This window comes from Paenibacillus durus (assembly GCF_000756615.1).
GTDB lineage: Bacteria > Bacillota > Bacilli > Paenibacillales > Paenibacillaceae > Paenibacillus_AQ > Paenibacillus_AQ durus.
On record NZ_CP009288.1, the window covers coordinates 3,361,609 to 3,379,544 of the forward strand.

General features: G+C 52.3%; 13 protein-coding genes. 3 read left to right on the plus strand and 10 right to left on the minus strand.

Going from position 1 to position 17,936, the window contains the following annotated elements:
* Positions 1-9: 9 nt before the first annotated feature.
* Together PDUR_RS14180 and PDUR_RS14185 are read right to left on the minus strand one after the other, a co-directional pair.
* Positions 10-7,722: a SpvB/TcaC N-terminal domain-containing protein gene (locus PDUR_RS14180; RefSeq protein ID WP_052410229.1), complete on the minus strand. Its 7,713-nt coding sequence runs from the start codon at positions 7,720-7,722 to the stop codon at positions 10-12.
* A 319-nt stretch (positions 7,723-8,041) separates the two neighbouring features.
* The gene (locus tag PDUR_RS14185; RefSeq protein ID WP_042206838.1) at positions 8,042-9,643 is read right to left on the minus strand and encodes an alkaline phosphatase family protein; all 1,602 of its coding nucleotides are present in this window, start codon (positions 9,641-9,643) and stop codon (positions 8,042-8,044) included.
* 151 nt (positions 9,644-9,794) lie between these two features.
* Between PDUR_RS14185 and PDUR_RS14190 the strand changes: the two genes are divergently transcribed.
* The gene (locus PDUR_RS14190; protein ID WP_233277377.1) at positions 9,795-10,382 is read left to right on the plus strand and encodes a class I SAM-dependent methyltransferase; all 588 of its coding nucleotides are present in this window, start codon (positions 9,795-9,797) and stop codon (positions 10,380-10,382) included.
* Between the two features lie 105 nt (positions 10,383-10,487).
* A complete protein-coding gene (gene cls, locus PDUR_RS14195) occupies positions 10,488-11,903 on the plus strand; it encodes a cardiolipin synthase (protein WP_042206839.1) in 1,416 nt (471 codons plus the stop codon).
* Positions 11,904-11,974: 71 nt separating this feature from the next.
* On the opposite strand, the gene PDUR_RS14200 is transcribed toward cls, so the two are convergent.
* Complete coding sequence (locus PDUR_RS14200; RefSeq protein ID WP_156130466.1) at positions 11,975-12,472, minus strand: hypothetical protein; 498 nt, start codon at positions 12,470-12,472, stop codon at positions 11,975-11,977.
* 176 nt (positions 12,473-12,648) lie between these two features.
* Between PDUR_RS14200 and PDUR_RS14205 the strand changes: the two genes are divergently transcribed.
* Positions 12,649-13,134 carry a DUF6803 family protein gene (locus tag PDUR_RS14205; protein ID WP_042206841.1) on the plus strand — a complete coding sequence of 162 codons (486 nt, stop codon included), beginning with the start codon at positions 12,649-12,651 and terminating at the stop codon, positions 13,132-13,134.
* A gap of 69 nt (positions 13,135-13,203) precedes the next feature.
* Here PDUR_RS14205 and PDUR_RS14210 read toward each other — a convergent pair whose 3' ends face one another.
* From PDUR_RS14210 to PDUR_RS14240, 7 genes are all read right to left on the minus strand, one after another.
* Positions 13,204-13,605, minus strand: coding sequence for an NUDIX hydrolase (locus tag PDUR_RS14210; RefSeq protein ID WP_042206842.1), 402 nt, complete (start codon positions 13,603-13,605; stop codon positions 13,204-13,206).
* Between the two features lies 1 nt (position 13,606).
* The gene (locus PDUR_RS14215) at positions 13,607-14,119 is read right to left on the minus strand and encodes a DMT family transporter (protein WP_042206843.1); all 513 of its coding nucleotides are present in this window, start codon (positions 14,117-14,119) and stop codon (positions 13,607-13,609) included.
* A 14-nt stretch (positions 14,120-14,133) separates the two neighbouring features.
* The gene (locus PDUR_RS14220; protein ID WP_042206844.1) at positions 14,134-14,832 is read right to left on the minus strand and encodes a Crp/Fnr family transcriptional regulator; all 699 of its coding nucleotides are present in this window, start codon (positions 14,830-14,832) and stop codon (positions 14,134-14,136) included.
* 61 nt (positions 14,833-14,893) lie between these two features.
* On the minus strand, positions 14,894-15,319 hold the full coding sequence (locus PDUR_RS14225; RefSeq protein WP_042206845.1) for a DMT family transporter: 426 nt from the start codon (positions 15,317-15,319) through the stop codon (positions 14,894-14,896).
* 173 nt (positions 15,320-15,492) lie between these two features.
* Entirely contained in the window at positions 15,493-15,885 is a 393-nt protein-coding gene (locus tag PDUR_RS14230) for a NusG domain II-containing protein (protein WP_042206846.1), read from the minus strand.
* Between the two features lie 38 nt (positions 15,886-15,923).
* Positions 15,924-16,913 (minus strand): siroheme decarboxylase subunit beta, encoded by a 990-nt coding sequence (ahbB, locus tag PDUR_RS14235; RefSeq protein WP_042206847.1) that lies wholly within the window; start codon positions 16,911-16,913, stop codon positions 15,924-15,926.
* 18 nt (positions 16,914-16,931) lie between these two features.
* A complete protein-coding gene (locus PDUR_RS14240; protein WP_042206848.1) occupies positions 16,932-17,933 on the minus strand; it encodes a radical SAM/SPASM domain-containing protein in 1,002 nt (333 codons plus the stop codon).
* Positions 17,934-17,936: the final 3 nt, after the last annotated feature.

A 17,936-nucleotide genomic window follows, 5' to 3' on the forward strand; every position in this document is an offset into this window, starting at 1 on the left:
TTGCACTCCCTACCATAGATCGAAGAAACGACCGGCATGAAATATGCCGACTCCGATAGCGGCAATGGCTCCAGCGGCAAGCAGCAGCGGCGCCCCCGCGACTCCCGCCAATATTCCTATCGCTCCGGCCGCGATGGCCAGACCGGCAAGGACCCCTACGCCCCCGGCTACCGCACCCTTCATGTCACCCGCCTGATAAGCTCTGTATCCGCTTACTCCTGATGTAACCGCTATGCCCAAGCCTCCAATAGCTACCCCGACAGTTAATGCGCTAAAGCCTGCAACTGTAGCACCCGCAGTGGTCATTGCGTATATCTCCAGTCCGCCGCCCACCGTTCCAAGCGCGTCCCCAACACCCATGGCTGCGTCGCCCCTCGCGATATCCGCACCTAGCGAAAAGGCCGACAATCCCGTTCCCACCACCGTCAGAACCTTTCCGGCTGTTCCAATCAAGCCGGGCAGTCCCCTCACATACTGAGGATCAAGCGGATTGTTGGGTATTGGCTTGCGCGCGCCTGCCAGCGCCCCATCGACGGCTGTTTCCACTGACTTGGGGGCGTCCGTCGGAGCGATCATGACCGCTTGCGGTCTTTTTCCGGCCATTGTCCCGGTTGGATTGGCGGTGACCGCGTCGCTTGCGGCCCGGGTCGCATCTCTTGTAAACTGCCTGATGTATTTGGCGTCCGTACTGTCCGTAGATTTGATTTGCTGAACCTTGTTCCCGCCCGGCGGTTCAAAGTCAAAGTCCTTCACATTATCCGTCTGCCAGACACGGGGATTATTGGTATACATATTTTGAAGAATGAACCCTCTTCGGCTCCCGCTTAATCCTTCGTTTTTGAATGAATGCTTCCATATAAACAGCTCGGCTTCCGGAGCAGCGAGACTTAGCTCAGTGCCGCCGCTGCCAAGACTTCCCGTCTTCGGCTTATCGGGTGGAGGCGCTTTGCTGTCAGCTTCGCCCGGGGGCGCCTTCCCGGCGCCAGGAGAACTGTTCTGTCCGTTAGTCCCATCGCCTGTACCGGGTATTTTCAACCAACGGCCGACATCCCAGTTATCACCGGCGCGTTTGGCCAATCCTACGCCTTTGCCTGAAGCGTCAGGGCTTACCGCCTTGCCATTATCGTCATAGCCGGTAAAGTCATAGCCGCTGGCTCTAAGCTTGCTTGAGAACTCCTTGGGATCCGTAACTCCCTCCAGACCGAGATCCTTGAGCAAATAATCGGTATGCTGCTCCTCTGTGCCATTGGGATCACGCCACATGACCGGATTATTCGAACAATAGCGATAAAGGTTCAATCCGGCTGCAAATCCGGCAGGGTCGCTGCTTGTCCACCTTCCCAGCCACGGTGCGTAATATCTCGCCCCGAAATAGTACAGGCCCGTCTCCTCATCGCGTTCCTTGCCGCTGAAGCGGTACCGCTTCAGACTCAGGTCATATCCGGGCTTCGCCAGGCGGTACGCCGTGGTCCCGTAGGGATGGTACTCCTCGTAGGAAACGGGATTGCCGTCTTCGTCCGTCTCAAGCACCGCTGAGCCCAGATGATTGGAGTAGAGGTAACGAATTAACGGCAGGTTCAGCGGATTGGCAGGATCGCTGCCGTCCTCGTCCCGGGTCTTGGTATCGGCCCGCGCGATAATCCCGGTGTTGTCGCTAAGATGAACCGTCCAGCGCTCGAAGCGAAGCTCGCCCGTATCTCTCCGCCTGCGCCTGCAGATCAGGACCGCGCCCAGGTAAATCCACTCCAGGTTCAGGTTCCCGCCCCGCTCGATTACTTTGCGGATTCGCTGTCCTCCCAGATCATAGACGTAATGCGCCATGCCGCCGCCGCCCAAATCCGCCTTCTGCAACTGATCGAGGAAATTCCAGCTCAGGCTCACCAAATGCGGCATCTTGGTCATGTTGCCGAAGGCATCATAGTTGTAGTTCCCACTGTATGGACCCGGTTCCGGATCACCCGGCATGCTAGTTGAAACCAGCCTGTTGGTGGAATTGGCCGCATCATTCTCATAGCCATATTTGTAACGGCGTGTCCAGCCGCTGCCAATGCCCGCCTGGGCCGCATAACGATGACGCAGCACCGTAATATTTCCTAAAAGGTCGTACTCATACTCCTCGGTGTATCTGCGCACGGCTTCCGTGTTATTGGAATGAGGCAGATGCGGTACAAAGTCAAGATCGGCATCCGTCCGGATTCCGTCATTGACGCCGCCGGCATGCTCGCGCCCGGCTGCCCGGATCAGCTGATAGGCCGCATCGTACTCGAACAAGCTGTCGGGATGGACGACAGCGTTGTTGAAATAATGCGTTTGCCGGGCCTCATCCTTGATGTGTGTAATATTGCCAACCGGATCATAGCTGTAATGCAGATTTTGCAGCGCCCCGGTATTCGGGTCATCACCGGACCCGAAGGTTACCAGGCCCAGCAGACGGAAGCTTTTGGGATCATAGAAATACCGGCTGCACGCCTCATTTCCGTAAAGCGCATTCAGACGGCGGCCCTTTGCGTCGTAGTCCTGCTCTTTCAGGAACTCGATAAAAGTGCCCTGTCCACCGATCTGCGCCGAAAGCGAAGCCAGAACACTCGCTTCATTGTATACAGGCTTGACGACGGTGCGATCCGGGAGAGTCACCAGAGTCGGGCGATTCAGAGCGTCGTAATCTGCGGAAGCCCGAAAGACCTCACTCGTGTCCAGCGCGGCGTTTGCCGCCGCCTGAATAGCGGTATAATCGGGTTGATTCAACAATATATCCCAATTTAAATTTTGGCTGTAATCGCTGGACAGAATTCGTTCCACCCGCTTGGGATTGCCTTTAAAATCCGCCTCCGCCAGCCGCACCATACCGGCCTGATCGAAAATCTGATGGACCGCCCCCAGCAGGTTCAGCTGTTCACCATCGGGATACCGGTCGCCATATACCATATAGCTGAACAGAATTTCCGACTGTCCTGCTTCCTGTACATAGATGCCGACGGGACGTTGAAGAGAATCGTATTCGGTGCGAAAATGACGGCCCTGCTCATCCCAGGTCCTTACTATTGCGCCCGCCGCATTCTGAAAAATCCAGCGGCGCCCTTTCTCTGCGCTTTCTCCAAAGACGGGAGAACCGGCCATGCTGACAAATCCGCTTGCGGCCTCTCGCCCCAGTTGGTCGAACACTCTGGTGAGACGGCCCGTCAGATCGCTCTCCGAACGGACGGCCGCGGTCCTGCCGCCTCCATAGTCGGTCACCGTATAGAATGGACGGCCCAGGCTGTCGAGGCGGATGATTCCAGGCGTGTTCGCATGCTTGGCCGCAAGCCAGGCGGCGCGCCGCTCGGGATTATTCTGCGGCTCCGGCTCGGCCGCCGGGTCCGGACTCCCCCGCTTGGCATACCATCCGCTGTCTGTGACGGTATCGTTGGCATCGTAAATCTTCTGATGCCATGGATCAAATTCGACCCTGGTATAAGTGCCGTTTGGGTACTCCGTCCGCAGGTTGCGCCCGAGAGGATCGTAATAGAGGATCGGGGTCACACCGATTTCCCGGGGGCCCCGCTCGTCTTCATACTCGTGCGTCGCGCTGAAGTAAGGCTCATACTGCTTGACAGGGTTGCCCTTGTTGTTCAGAATCGTCCGGCCGCTGCCGATCCAGCGCGGATTGGCGTCCACCTCCAAGATGATGCCGCCCGGACTCGCCCGCAGGGCCTTGCCGGGATTGGCCTGCCGCTTGATCATAACCACGCTCCCGTTCCCGTCCGAGTACACGTAGCTTTCCTGCCACCTTGGATTGGCTGGGCCGTGCAGCTCGCGGGCAAGCATGCGGACATAATTAGGCTTGCGGCCTTTCATCCATTGATACAGATCGTATTCCACCCGTATGGTCGGATCGTCCAGCGAATCGCCGTCTCCGCCTCCCTCCTTCCCCATGGCAGCGGATTTGACGACGACTCCCAGAGCGTCCATCTCCACGGCGGCGCGGTTTTTGTTGGGATCGGTCAACATCACCGCACCCAGCACGCGGTAGTCGTTGACTGCGATGCTTTCATTCCAGGCTACCTGTTTGACCTTAACCCGCTCCACGAGCAGATCATACCCATCATAATCGGCGTTCGTCTCCACTCCGAAGAGATCCTTCATTCCGATGGGAATATAGAAATGAGCGGCAGGATCGGTGGGATACAACGCGGTGCCGGATCGAATCCACCAGTTCTCATCCCCATCCAGGTGCACATAACCTGCCTGAATACAATCAGCTTCGCTTACGTTCCCCACGTAGCAGGTTGCAATAGCTCCCGGTGTAAAAGCAAGCCTAAAGCTTTGATGAACCAGCCCGAGCGTGTCCTGACGCCCTGGCGGAAGCGGATTCAAATGATCATCGGCATACACCGTCCGGGTTCTCGACAACAGACGTTTCTGTGGCGCCAAGCCGCTGGCCTGCGCTTCGTAGGGAATCGCGGCAGCTCCGGCAATCCCCATCCTGATCTCCGCTAATCGGAACAATCCGGTAGCGGGGGCCAGGCCCGTTATTTCATAGCTTCTCGACTCAAATGGTGCTCGCAGCCGGTATGCGGAAACAGGGACTGTCCGGTCGATATCGGCGGTATAATCCGTCTCCGCGTAAGCGATATAAAGGCGCTGCTGCCCGGCGGTCACTTCTGCAGGCAGCGCTGGATCAGCGGTGCTGCGGCCATATACGACCGAGCAGGATTTGAGTGAGTTCCCGTATTCATCCGTCTCCAAATTCAGCATGTGGGCGATGCGCGGGTCCTCCGGATTGCGTTCGTAATGTACGGAAAGGGACTCACAGCCGATAGGGAGACATACCGCGTGCCTCTGCTCCCCATGCCGTTGAATCAACCGAATCTCGTAATTGTGTTCCTCCGCGCTGTACGGATGCGGGGCCTGTTCCGATCCATCGAAGCTGTACACCTCCCGCCGCAGCGGGAGCCCTTTCAGCGCCCGCAGGCATTCCTTCCATTCCCGGTCATCCAGCTCCGGCGGCAGCATCGACTCTGGCGTAAACGGCTCGCCCCGGTAATATTCTCCCCGCAGCTGATGAAGAACACGTTCCCGGTCGAAGCAGGCGCCCGTATGATACCATGTGCGCGTCGTAACCGGCGGCTGGTTGATTGCAGCGGCACCGCTTCCCTCGTCTTCCCCCTCTCCCGCCTCATTCCCGGTCCACGATTCGGTATCCAGCCGCTCCACCATGGCAAAGCCGCGGAACTCGCGCTCGTCGCCATCAAAATAACCGTGATGGTAAACGTAGCGGTTGACAAAACGGTAACCGGTAATGTGATCCCGGGTCTCCACACGCTCGACCACATGAACGGGAAGAGGAAGCTTGGTAGCCCAAGGCCTCCCGGCGAGCTTGTCAGCTAGATAAAACGCTGTTGAAGGCGCGTATTGAACTTCCGTTTCGCCTCCAAGATTATTGATTGACCTAACCAGCAAATGCGGCTTCCGGCCGCCCGTCAAATCGATGTAGCGGAGGCTCCGGCGTGCCTCTCCAGGCATGGACGAGCTCCATACAAGACAAGCCGTCCCATTCCCCAACAAATCGACGGCCGCTGCAGAGGAGAGTTCCTCTCCCGTCAGGGGAAGATCGTCAAGCTGAACCGGAATGCTCCAGCGATTACCCGACTGGTTGAAGTAGAGGCGCACGCCCTCCCGCGCGAAATAGACAAGGTCGGTAATGCCTGAACCATCGAGATCGGCAAGGCGGATGCGCGCCTGATCGAATTGGCCGGGAAGGTCGAACCGGGGGGCGCCGTCCATCACTACCTTTGCGCCGAAGCGGCCATAGCCCCGGTTAGGCCAATAACAAATTTCGCCGTTGCGGATACGTACAAGGTCAGTGAGTCCGTCGCCGGACAGATCCGCCAAATAAATCGACTGCTCCCCATCCGCAAGTACGAGCCGCGGACCCGGCTCCTCGCTGGAAGGCTGCCGAACCGAACGGGCAGGGCCGAACCCTTCTTTTCCCAGCGACGGATACCATGTGAAAGCCTCGTTCTCTGTAATCAGCACGTCGGCGCGGCCATCGCCGTCCAGATCAATGAAGCAGAGGTTCGGATCATCCCAGGAGATATTCGGCCGCCGCCGGAAAGGCGAGAACGGCTCCCAATTCCTATCCCCGGTTCGTTCGTACACTCCCGGCGCGGGACCGTCCAGCACAGCAAGTCCGATCCGGCCGTTCCCCTCGATGTCCAGCAGCCCCTGCCGTCCGTGAAGAAGATCCGCAGCGGCGGGCCTTGGGGCAACGATTTCCTGCGGGCCGAAGCGCCCCCCGCCCAAATTGGGCTTGTAGAACCAGCCGCCGCCATGTTCCGTCAGGATGCCTGGCAGTCCCTCCCGGTCCAGATCCACCCACCGTGAGGGCGCAGCACCGAATCCCGGCGGCGGGTATTCTATGCTTTCCGGCTCCAGTTCCCGTATGTCCTGCCGGATATCCAACTTGCTGTATTCGAACTCTACCGGAGGCATCGATTGTTGAATATAGGAGACATAGATAGCTCCGTTTCGCATGGTCACAGGCCGGCTCTCATCACGGATATAGCCGGATTGTGTAACAGCGCGGAGAAAGGACGCCGCGCGCGTGCTGCCCTGATGCGCAAGCTCGGATTCGGCCGGCACGATCTGCGCGGAGCCATAGTCGAAGTCCGCATATTCAAACTCCGTAGAGCGTACGAGACACGGCTCGCTGCCAAGCTCCGCGAAGCGGTGGAACATAAGCATGCGGCGGCAGCGGCGGTAGGTACGCACCTCAAACCCGGCGCGGTAGAACGAGAACGGGTCCGGCCGCGCCGCCCATTCGGAGCCTGAATCTAGTGAAGCGAGAACCAGCCGCTGTTCACCGATATGATCCTTCTCTTCAGCGTGATCCGAAGCATTTATAGGACCGAGATCTTCAAAGTGGCCTTCCTCATAGTCGAAGACCGCTTCGAACAGCCACTCCGCCGCGTTCAAATCCGGCTGAAGCGTAAGCGGAACTCTGTTGCCATATTTGACACGCTTCAAATAACGGTTGGCTGTACGCATGCGGTTGGACTCGTTGGCCAGAGTGAAGTCAACGTTCGTGTCATTCTCCTCCGCATACTCATACAAGGCGGCATTCCCCTTGTCGTCCCGGCTTTCGCAAAGAAGCCAGGAGTACACATGCGCGGGTTCGTCCGGATCGGCGATTTGACTGTTCTCCGTTCGGCCATATACAGCGGCGGCATTGTCTGGAGTATAGGTACACCAATGAATCTGGCCCGTCGCTCTGTCAGTCCATCGCTCGATGCGCGCAAACGTTCCTTCGATGCGGGGGCGGTACCTGTGAATCGTATAGCCCTCCGACGATTCTTCATAGCGGCTTCCGTCGGGACGGAGAACCGGCACCAGATCTTCTGCACCAGAGAGTAAAAAGACGTCCGATTCTTCGGCGTCCTGATAACGAGGCAAACCTTTGTCTGTTTTTCTAGAGATGGAAGGAATGGAGAGAGTCCAGCCGAAACCAAACGGTCCGTTTCCTATACCGGAGTCGTGCTGAAGCGAAATCTGAGGTCCGAAGCCTGAGCGGCCGGGGCTGAACGCAAGGGGAATGGCCATCGATGCAGCGCCGGTGACCGGATTGGCGGCAAATTTCTCGGAAATGCCCCTTATCGCTCCACCGCCCTTTGGAAGCGAAATCGAGGGTACGGAAAAGGTATGCTGGCCGCCCATATTTGCCCCTGAAGGCTTGTTGTCGATCAATAGCGATCCCTCCCGGCTTTTGGAGTATGACCATCAATCGGATGCATTTTTTGTAAAAATATACTATTCTATTGATAAAGTAACAGAGAGCGCTTTCATGCGCAATATGGCTAGAGTATGTCACACTGAAGTCCCGGTTATCCCGTTCGGAAAAATCCACGGATGTTTCGACATTATGCGACAAGCATAGAACAGTTCTCCATCCCTATCCATCCAATATTTCCTCTAGACCTTCGGTGCATGCTTATACCTTTGGCCCCAAGCCGCTAATTGGCAACTCCACCCTCAGGCTTACAGGGATAAGCTAGAGATTGATTAGTCAACTCTGCCTAAGCGAATATCGGTCAGCCATCTGGAGAATCCAGTCTTTCAAGTCAACGATTCTTAGATGTTTCGGCTGTGAATCCGTTCCGGCAACAATGAGAGGGACGATGGAATCCGCCTCATGCAGCGATCCGTGTGCTCCTCCTCCGCGATGGGTGGGAGAGCTTTCACCAGCCAATTCGTATCCCGGTTTCACCGTGACGACGGCATATCGTCCTTCATGGGAATGGAGCGCACCATATAATCGGGCCAGCACGTCCGGGTATTTTCCGTATTTAATCCGATGTTCACTGAGGGAAATGTCCGCGAGCCTGGGATCGCCCGACAGCGACCATTTTTGCCCGTACTCATCCAAATATGGTCCTCCTGGACGATAGGACAGAACGTTATCACCTTGTCCTCCAGCCGTAAGCCGTACCGAATGATCCTGGTTTACCGCTATAATGTCGAGTTTGGCTTCCGTTTGTAACCCTTTCACGATCTCAGAAAGCTTTAGACTGGGCGAGAGGGCGTAAATGTAGGCCATCCGTTCGTTAGCCGCGATGACGATTTGGTCGTCTTGTCCGACCGGCCGGTCAAGCTTGGCGATGCGGTACCCGTTCAGAAGAGGGCGCAAATCCACTTTGAATTCGTCCCGATTTTCCAATACATCACTTTGAGCGCTGTCCCCCAGAATCATCCAAGTGGTTCTTTTCACCGCCTCCTCCCATGATCCGTATGAATCGAGAACGTGCTGCAGCGCCCGGTCAGCCCTTTCAATACCTTGGAGCGCCATCGAGCCTTTTCGGTGATGAACGCTATCGTTTCCCGGAAAATATGCGATCGTTACTTCCGGAAGCTTCCCGTTCTTTACCAGATAAGCAATGTCCCGGGCTGTGAACTTGTCGTTCATACCGTACTTTTCCCATAAGGCCGTATGCAGGGAATTTTCCGGATTTAGATGAGTGAACGCGGCAAGCGAAAACAACTCCGGCGTGTTAACTTTATAATGCTCCGGCAGCCGTGTAGTTTTCGCCATCGTTTGGGGTACTTGCAGATTCCGTTCCGTTCTTCCTCTGTAAATAACTGCGTTGATCGAAGCCGAATGTTTGCCTGAGTCGGCCAATTCCTCATGAATGGTCTTCACTTTTTTGCTCACTTGAACCTGGTTCAACTGATATACGCTGTCCGTTAATACTTGCAGTTGATCGATCTTCAAAGCCTCTTTTGGCCCATTGCCGTAAAAGATCATCCGCTTTTCATGGTCACAGTACCACACCAGCCCCGGAACATGATGCTTATCCGCGTACACACCCGTTAATAAAGTGCTGTCAATCGTTACGGACATGGTTGGAAAAGAACTGACAACTTTAGGAAAATATCGCCCGTGATCAATCAGATATTTCAAGGCCGGCGCTTTACCCTGTTTCAGTGCTTCCTGCAAAGGCTTGTCCATCAGAGAATCGATGATAATGGCTACGATGGGCTTATTGCCCGCTGATGCTGTCTTGAACTCGGTTTCGGATCGCATATCAACGTTCATTCCCGATTTCGCTTGGCATCCGGTAAGTGACATGATTAAAGTTAGGCCGATTGTCAAAATAACGGTTATTCTCATACTGAATTTTCCCCTCTCGAATGGTTAGCAAGATAAAAATAAAAATGCCCAATTAGGGATATGATTATGTAAAATTTTATTGAATTTTTCCCGGATTGAAGGGGTAGATTATTGTCGTTGACTTCAATTTCAGGAAAGATGGTGGCAGCTTTTGAATACTTCGTCTTCACCCCAGCTTTACCATTGGTTCGTTCGTCCGAAATGGTTTACCAAAAAATATATTCATGATCAAATCCAAACCCGATTCGCGTTTAACGGCAAAGTCGTGCTTGACTTTGGCTCGGGTACAGGGGCTAATTGTTCGATGTTTCAGCCGAACCACTATCTCGGCATCGATCCGGACGCCGGACGGATTCATTATGCGAGACGGCTGTATCCGACTCACAAATTTCTTGTTCTTGAAAACGGCATGCTTCCTGTTGATAATGAGTCTGTCGATTACATACTCATCATCGCTGTGTTGCACCATATTTCGTCCGAAGAAATTACAGAGTACATGAAGGAGTTTAAGCGAATATTAAAACCAACCGGAAAAATCATCGTTATGGAACCTTGTCTATGCCGAAAGAAACCGTTAAGTAATTGGTTTATGAATCTTTATGACAATGGGGAGTATATCCGGAAAGAAGAAGAATACATTCAATTGTTTCGGGAGAATGAATTTTCTTCACAGGTCATCAACCGATTTAGAAAAGGTTTCTTATATAATGAGCTGTTTTTCTCGGCTGACCTCAGATAATCTCACAATGAGAAGCGCTTTTTGAAAAAAAGACTCTGCTTTGCTGTAGAAGCGGGCATGAGTCTTTTTTCCGCTTATGCCCTTTCAAGGAGGTGAAGTAAACCATTGCTTTGGATCGTTTTGGCTCTCTTGTTGTTTATTATCCAAATCGCATTCGTTATCATCTTCGAATATCAACGTCCTAACAAAGCGGTGGTTTGGCTTATCGTTTTGTTTATTTTTCCGGTAATCGGTTTCGTGCTGTATTTATTTGTAGCGAGAGAATACCTTTGCCCCCCTGCTCTTTCGAGGACAGACAAAGGGCATTGGGACCGATTAAAGGACGAACTCATTGAACGATGCAGACAGCGAGTACGGAAAGAGCTGCATGGGAAGACTCTTGTCCAAGATGACAATTTACATGCATTACTTAAAAAAATACCGGTCGCCCCCATTACGGCTTGTAATGAAACGGCGGTTATCGTCGAAGGAAAGAAAGCCTTTGAAGCAATGATGGATGCAATAGCCGCCTCCGAGCATCATATTCATGTGGAGTTCTACATTATTCGCGACGACCGTCTCGGTATCAGGTTTGAGCAATTGTTGACCCGGAAAGCGCAGGCAGGGGTGAAAGTACGATTTATTTATGACGGGATCGGAAGCCGCCGGTTAGGAAAAGCCTATTTGAAACGGCTGCGGGATGCCGGGGTGGAAACGGGGTGTTTTTTCCCTCTGCTAACCTCTTTCTTCAATAAGCGGCTCAATTATCGAAATCACCGTAAAATCGTGGTGGTGGACGGCAAAATCGGCTTTTTCGGCGGCTTGAATATTGGAGATGAATACTTGGGGGAAGATCCGAAATTCGGCTATTGGCGGGACACTCATTTTAGCATTAAAGGCGATGCGGTACTGTGGGTCCAATATACATTTTTGACCGATTGGCACTTGGTTACAGGACAAGTCATAACCGATCCCGTCTATTATCCGATTCAGGAAAGACACGGGAATGAGCTTGTACAAATTGTAAAAAGCGGCCCGGACGAGATGATTCTGGAACTTATTTTCTCCCTCATCGTTTCGGCGAAGAGGCGGATTTTTATCGAGACGCCCTATTTCATTCCCGATCCCGGCATCTTATTGGCTCTAAAAACAGCCATCTCAAGAGGAGTCGACGTTCGCATCATTATACCGGCTGTTCCTGATAAAAACCTTGTTTATTGCGCTACTTTGTCCTATGTTCAGGAATTGCTTCAGGCGGGAGGCCGGTTTTATGGCTACCAGAAAGGGTTTATCCATGCCAAACTGATTATTTCCGACGACTTGGCGCTCTCCGGCAGCGCAAATATGGATATACGCAGCTTTTGCAACCAATTCGAAATCAATGCAGTCTTTTTTGACGGGAAGGTCGTTAACCGCCTGGTACAAGATTTTTACCGGGATCTTGGCGTGAGCGAGGAGATTTTGCAGTCGAAATTCGAACAGCGCAGCACGTTACAAAAAATGCAGATTATTTTCGCCCGGCTGCTGTCGCCGTTGTTCTAGGGGTGATTGGTCCGGTCGCGAACCACTCGGGGACCCCAACCGGACAAGGATTTTTACCGGGGGCTAAATGTTCATGGTAAATATATTAAGCTTGGATACTTATCGGAGTACAGCTCAATAGAAGTAATATTTGAATCGGTCAGCCGGTAATCGTCCAGTGTATTGAAAGCAGCGTTTGTCTCAATCATTGTTATTACTTTTGACACTGTTTCCGAATCACTAATCTTCTTCCCGTTCTCATTAAACTCTACGGCGGTTGGGCTAAACTCTTTCAGGCTGATTTCGGGAACATTCAATCCTTTATATATAAAAGCAAAAGCCAGCTCATCGTCTTGAACTGCCAGCCACTTGCCGCTTTCCATATCCGGTATTTCGTAAAATGAAGTTCTGGTCTCTCCGTCTGCTCCTATTTTCCTGCCATGGGTTTCGGTCTTCAGATGCTGCGAATAATTCTTGTATGTTCTTCCGTTATACTGGAGAATATTGCCGTCATCCGAAATATGTACTCTTCCCCATGACTTATGCGCATTCGTAATCTGCTGATGTACCAGATCATTAACTGTAGCCAATACAATATATTCTGACAAAAACAGGCACTCAAAAATGTGAAGAATATCTCTTAACAAAGAATCCAACCCGAATCAATCAGCGCACTCCATCCTTTGTTCTTCATAAATTCCACATACATTTTTTATACAATGAGCCGGATAAGTTAAATCTATCTCTATTGGGGGAGTATCAAAAAATGAGCATGACGCATTACATGTCCTTGCTTGCGGACAATCAGCCATGGAATTTGATTATATTCATGGCCATTCCCGTGATCTTTGCCGAAACGATCACTGTAACCGAATTCTTTATCCTCTTTGGCAAAAACACGCAGGGCGGACTGAGAAGCTTTAACCGCATTTGCAGCATTCTCGCAGGACTGTATTTCACAGGAATCTTTCTCTACTTGTTCCCCACCGCGTTTATTCCTTTAACCGTAAATGGAGAATGGCACACTTGGGTGGACGTTGTCGCTGTAGGATTTTACCTGAGCGGTGTATTCTTCTTACTGCCCCTCGCCCTTCTTGATCTTGGTCTAATCGCCCGCAACCGTTCCTCAGAAGGAAAATTGAAGCTTCACTTTATCCTCGTCAGCGGATTTCTCGTTGTGGCCCATATTGCGATGATATTTGGTATGGTCAACCCGGAAATCATGGGGGGAATGGCTGGTATGAATCATTAATCAAAAGACAAACAAGACTTCGGAGCCGAACTCCGAAGTCTTGTTTTTACTCCTGCAATGTCAGAAGGATCAGTCCAGCCGCTCCATCTCATGCAGCTTATCAAAAATAATCTGTGTAACTTCAGATACACGGCCCCGGTCATTATAGGTTAACCAGGCCAATTCCCCGATTTCCGAAGCCGGACGCAGTTCTCCTTCGAACTCGGCCGTGTAACATGACATTTTCACCTGAACCCCCCCAGTCTTGCCGTGAGCCTCCGCTTCAAACGTCCCGAAGTAGGCGACGGTTTCGGGATTGATCCGAACCGATAGCTCCTCCTCTATTTCCCGCAGCAGCGTATCTGTATCACTCTCGCCGGACTCTCTTTTTCCACCGGGCAAGTAGTAGATATCCTTCCCTCGGGAACGGGCGCATAACAGTTTGCCCTGATTCATGGATATCCAGGCGATTTTATCGATTACGGTTGTCATCCTATGCGCCTCTCGCTTCATTCTTTATTTTGCATGGCGGAGTCTCGTTTGTTTCTTCCGAAGCCGACTGATGCACACGCCCGCCTCCTAATTTGAATACCAAAATTCCGCCGACAATGACCAGCACCCCGAGCAGCTGTCTGAATGTAAAAGGAACTTTGTTTAAGCCAAGCCAGCCCATCGAATCCCACCATAGGGCGCTTCCGAGCTGTGAGATCAGAACGATGGAGATGGCATACGTAGGACCAAGAAGCCGGATCCCCAGCGTCAGACAGATAACGACCCCCACCCCGATTACGCCGCTGATCCAGTACCAGGGCTTCATATTCTCCAGACTGAACAGCCGGCCCCCTTCAAAGATCAGGCCAAAAGTCAGCGAAGCCGCAAAGCCCATTCCCAGCACCAAAGCCGTTGTGGCCCAGGACCCTGTATGTTCATTGACTTTACTGTTAAACACATTCTGCATACTTACAAGCGAACCTGCGACGAGCGCGAGTAACAGCCCTTGAATCATTACGCGTATACCTCCTATTCATAAATATTTTGATTGGCCAGCGCGCTTAAGCCATCCTTGTCTTTAACCACGATAAACCCTTTGCTGCGCTCAATCAGGCCTTCCGTGCATAATTTTTGAATGATCCGGTTTAGATGCCTGTAGCTGGTTCCAATAAAGTTCGCTACATCAATTAGGCGGAAGCTGTTAAGCTGCCCCGGAATCTCGGAATCGGAATCGTCATAGGAAACCGACAGCAGATAGCTGGCCAGCCGCACCTCCACCGGATGCATCATATTAAAGTTTAAAAAGTTAGACTTCACATAAAACTTCCGGGTGATGACTTTCAGTAAAAAGTTCAGCAGCGGCGGGTAGTCTGATCCATATTTTTCAAGCATGCGATAAGGAACGCCAACCATATAGACCGGCGACACCGCCTCCACCGTATGGATAATCGGGATATGCTGGATATACTCAATTTCCCCGATCACCTCAATCGGCTTCTTGAACGAAATAATCAGGGTTTTGCCCTCCTCGGAGGTGGTATATACTTTAATCTTGCCTTTCACAAGCACGTACATAACCTGTGAAGGCTCTCCCTGGGAGCAGATCAGTTCACCCTGATCAAAGCGGTACAGCGACAAATGCGGCATCAATGCCTCATTAAATATCGTTTCCAACTGATAAGTTTGTAAAAAAGAGTGCAGCTGCTCATGATCCTGGATTTCTTTCATAATCCGCATTCACCTCCAGCCTGTGACCTTGTGGTCCTTAAATTACGGCGTAATCATATTATCAAAATTCAAGTATGATTACACCAGCGATCATCATTCCAAGGCCAACGAACTGCGGCAGCTTCATCTTTTGCTTCACCACGCCAAACCATCCGTTCGAATCAATTAAAAAGGTCTGACATAACTGGGCAATCAGCACCGCGGATATTGTTAAAGTAACCCCGACTTTGCGAATTGCCGTCACTTCGCTGAAAATAATGACAGCCGCAAACGCGCCGCCAATAAGATATAACGGCTTAACCTGCCCCAGCCCCTGGCGTCTACCGTCCCGGACGAACAGTAAGATCAGCAAGGCCATAATAAACCCGGTTAACTGGGTAACTGTGGCAGCCTGCCAGGTTCCAATATCTTGACTGATCCGGGAATTGGCCACTCCCTGCAGCGTAATACACGCCCCGCCCAACAATGCAAAGAACAGCCCTCTCATTTCTTAACCTCTCCTCTGATGTTAGCTCTGATCCTAATTAAATGATATCTGAGATTTTTTGGGAAGGACATATGTCCTAAAAGTAAAAAGAAACGGCTCCGCCGTTCTCATGGGAAGAAGGCAGTCGTTTCTCACAGAAATAATAAGCCATTAATAAGCGTAAAACGATCCCGTCATATCACTGCGTCAAGTTCATCGTCTGAAGGCTGCTTGTGCGGGTTGAATACTTCCACATAAACCCGGGTCGGGATGCAGATAATTTGCTGATAAGGCTTGGAGATGAACCCCATATCCAGCGCGATCCGTTTTGGAGCATCGGAATAAGTCATTTGAATCCCGTAATCGAAGGCTTTGAGCGTATTATGGCCAAATTCCGTCTGGATGTCGATAATTTGCACTTCTTTGGTTAATGCCACGTTCTTGTAAAGCTTCCCGTTCACCGTAATCCGAGCCATCAGCTCTCCCGGTTTGTAGGCGCTGTGGTCCATGTGGAGCCATTTGATTCCGTAAATGGAACCGGCAATTAGCAGTCCCAGCAATATGATGTACAGATCTCCGCGTTTCATAATAATGGATATCCCTCGCCCTTTTTAAAATGCAGCGGTTAGATCGAAAAGCTCGTTTTCTTCAGTTCTTCCGTGCTGAACAGAATGTCGTAATCCTTGATGCCTTCCTGCTGTACAAAATGCTCCGCAACTTTCCGGACAGATGCTTCGTCTGATCCGTGAATCATGGCGTACAGATTATACGGCCAATCATGATGCTCCCGGCGTTTGTAGCAGTGGCTGACTTCCGCATAACCGGCCAGCCTTTTCCCTGCCCCGGGTATTTGCTCCTCAGGAAGTACGCTGACGAACAGGCCATTGGCTGAAAAGCCGGCTTCCCTATGCTTCAGAACGGCTCCGATTCGTCTGAGCGCTCCTCCTGCCTGCAGCGTCTGCAAACGCAGAAACAACTCCTCCAAGCTGCATCCTGTCTTATAAGCAATCTCGGTATACGGTTCGGGCGACAACGGAAGATCTCCCTGCAGTTCGCGGATCAGCTGCACATCCATAATCTCTATTTTACAATGCTCCTGTTTGAAGGTTGTGCCTCCATTTAGGTTCGGACCTGGTGCAATGGTTGATACGGCAGCCTTTTCTTCCATATTCAAAAAGACCTTCAGCTTGAATATCTGCTCGGAGGGAAACTCGTAGAGGCGCGGCCCGCCCGCCGCTTCTGAGATTGCTTCAAGAATGGCTCCCCGTTCCTCCTCGGTTCGGGAAGTCAGCGTAAACCACATATTGAGCCGGCTGCGCCGGCGGTAGTTATGAGTAACGCCTTTGAAGCTGTTGACAACGGCAGCCGTCTGATAAAAAAGCTCTTCCCGTACTGTCATCGCATACAGACAGCCTCTAAATCCAAGCCCCGCCGGATTAAATACCCCGCCGATCCGCCGGATGAATCCCTCTTTCTTCAACCTTTCCAGCCTTAGCAGCACATCTTCCTGCTGTAATCCCAGTTCCTCCGCAATAGTCTTCCAAGGGTGTCTGACCAGAGGAAGCTCGATCTGCACCCGATTCAGCAGCTTCCGGTCCTTCGCATCCAGTTCCACTGTTTCCACCTCCCCGGCCTACAGCACCGCCGATCTTTTGTAACACCACGGCTCTTCAGCCATGAAATTGCCGCCGCTGTAATAGTACGATCTCGCCCGGCAGCCGCCGCAAATACCGACATCCGGACAGGAGCCGCATTCTCCTTCATATTTCTCAAAGTTCCTTAAATCCCGGAATACCGGATTGTCCCTCCATATTTCATCAAAAGGCTGCTCGCGAACATTCCCCACCTTGACCGGCAGGTACGGGCAAATATGCACCTCGCCATTCGGCAGTACCGAACAATAGGCAACCCCGGCGAGACAGCCCCGCGTGTACCGCATTTCAAGCCCCATGCTCTTGGCAAGCGGCATGAACTGGGGAGCGCATGTCGGCTTGATTTCAAGCGAGGTTGATTTCTGTTTGGACAGTACACTGCGCAGAACCGAATAATACCGTTCCCGCTTCAAGCCGTCCTCTTCAATATTGACGGCTCGTCCGGTTGGAACAAGAAAGAACGGGTGCAGAGAGGAAACCTTCAGCTCCTCCGCAAGCTGAGCCACCTGCTCGAAATCATCCATATTGCCCTCGGTCAGCGTCATGTTAATTTGCACTCTCAGCCCGGCTTCGCGGGCATAACGAATGCCCTCCAATGCTTGCTGCCAGCCTTCCGGCGCATTCCTGAACCGGTTATGATACTCCGGCGTGGCGCTGTCTATGCTGATCGCGATGCCCCCAAGCCCCGCTTCCTTGAGCTCGGCAGCTTTGGCGGCGGTCAGAAGTGTGCCATTGCTGCCAAGTGCGGGACGAAGGCCGATGGATGAGGCATATGCGATCAATTCGCAAAGATCTTCGCGGATCAAGGGCTCGCCGCCGCTGAAGATGAGAAGCCTGAATCCGGCCTGCTTGATCTGATCAATGAGCCGGGTGCCTTCTTCTGTGGTCAGCTGGTCTTCTACGGGAGATTCCGGTCCAGAGTCGCGATAACAGTGTTCGCAGTATAAGTTGCACTTCTTGGTCACATTCCAGGAAACGAGCATGCG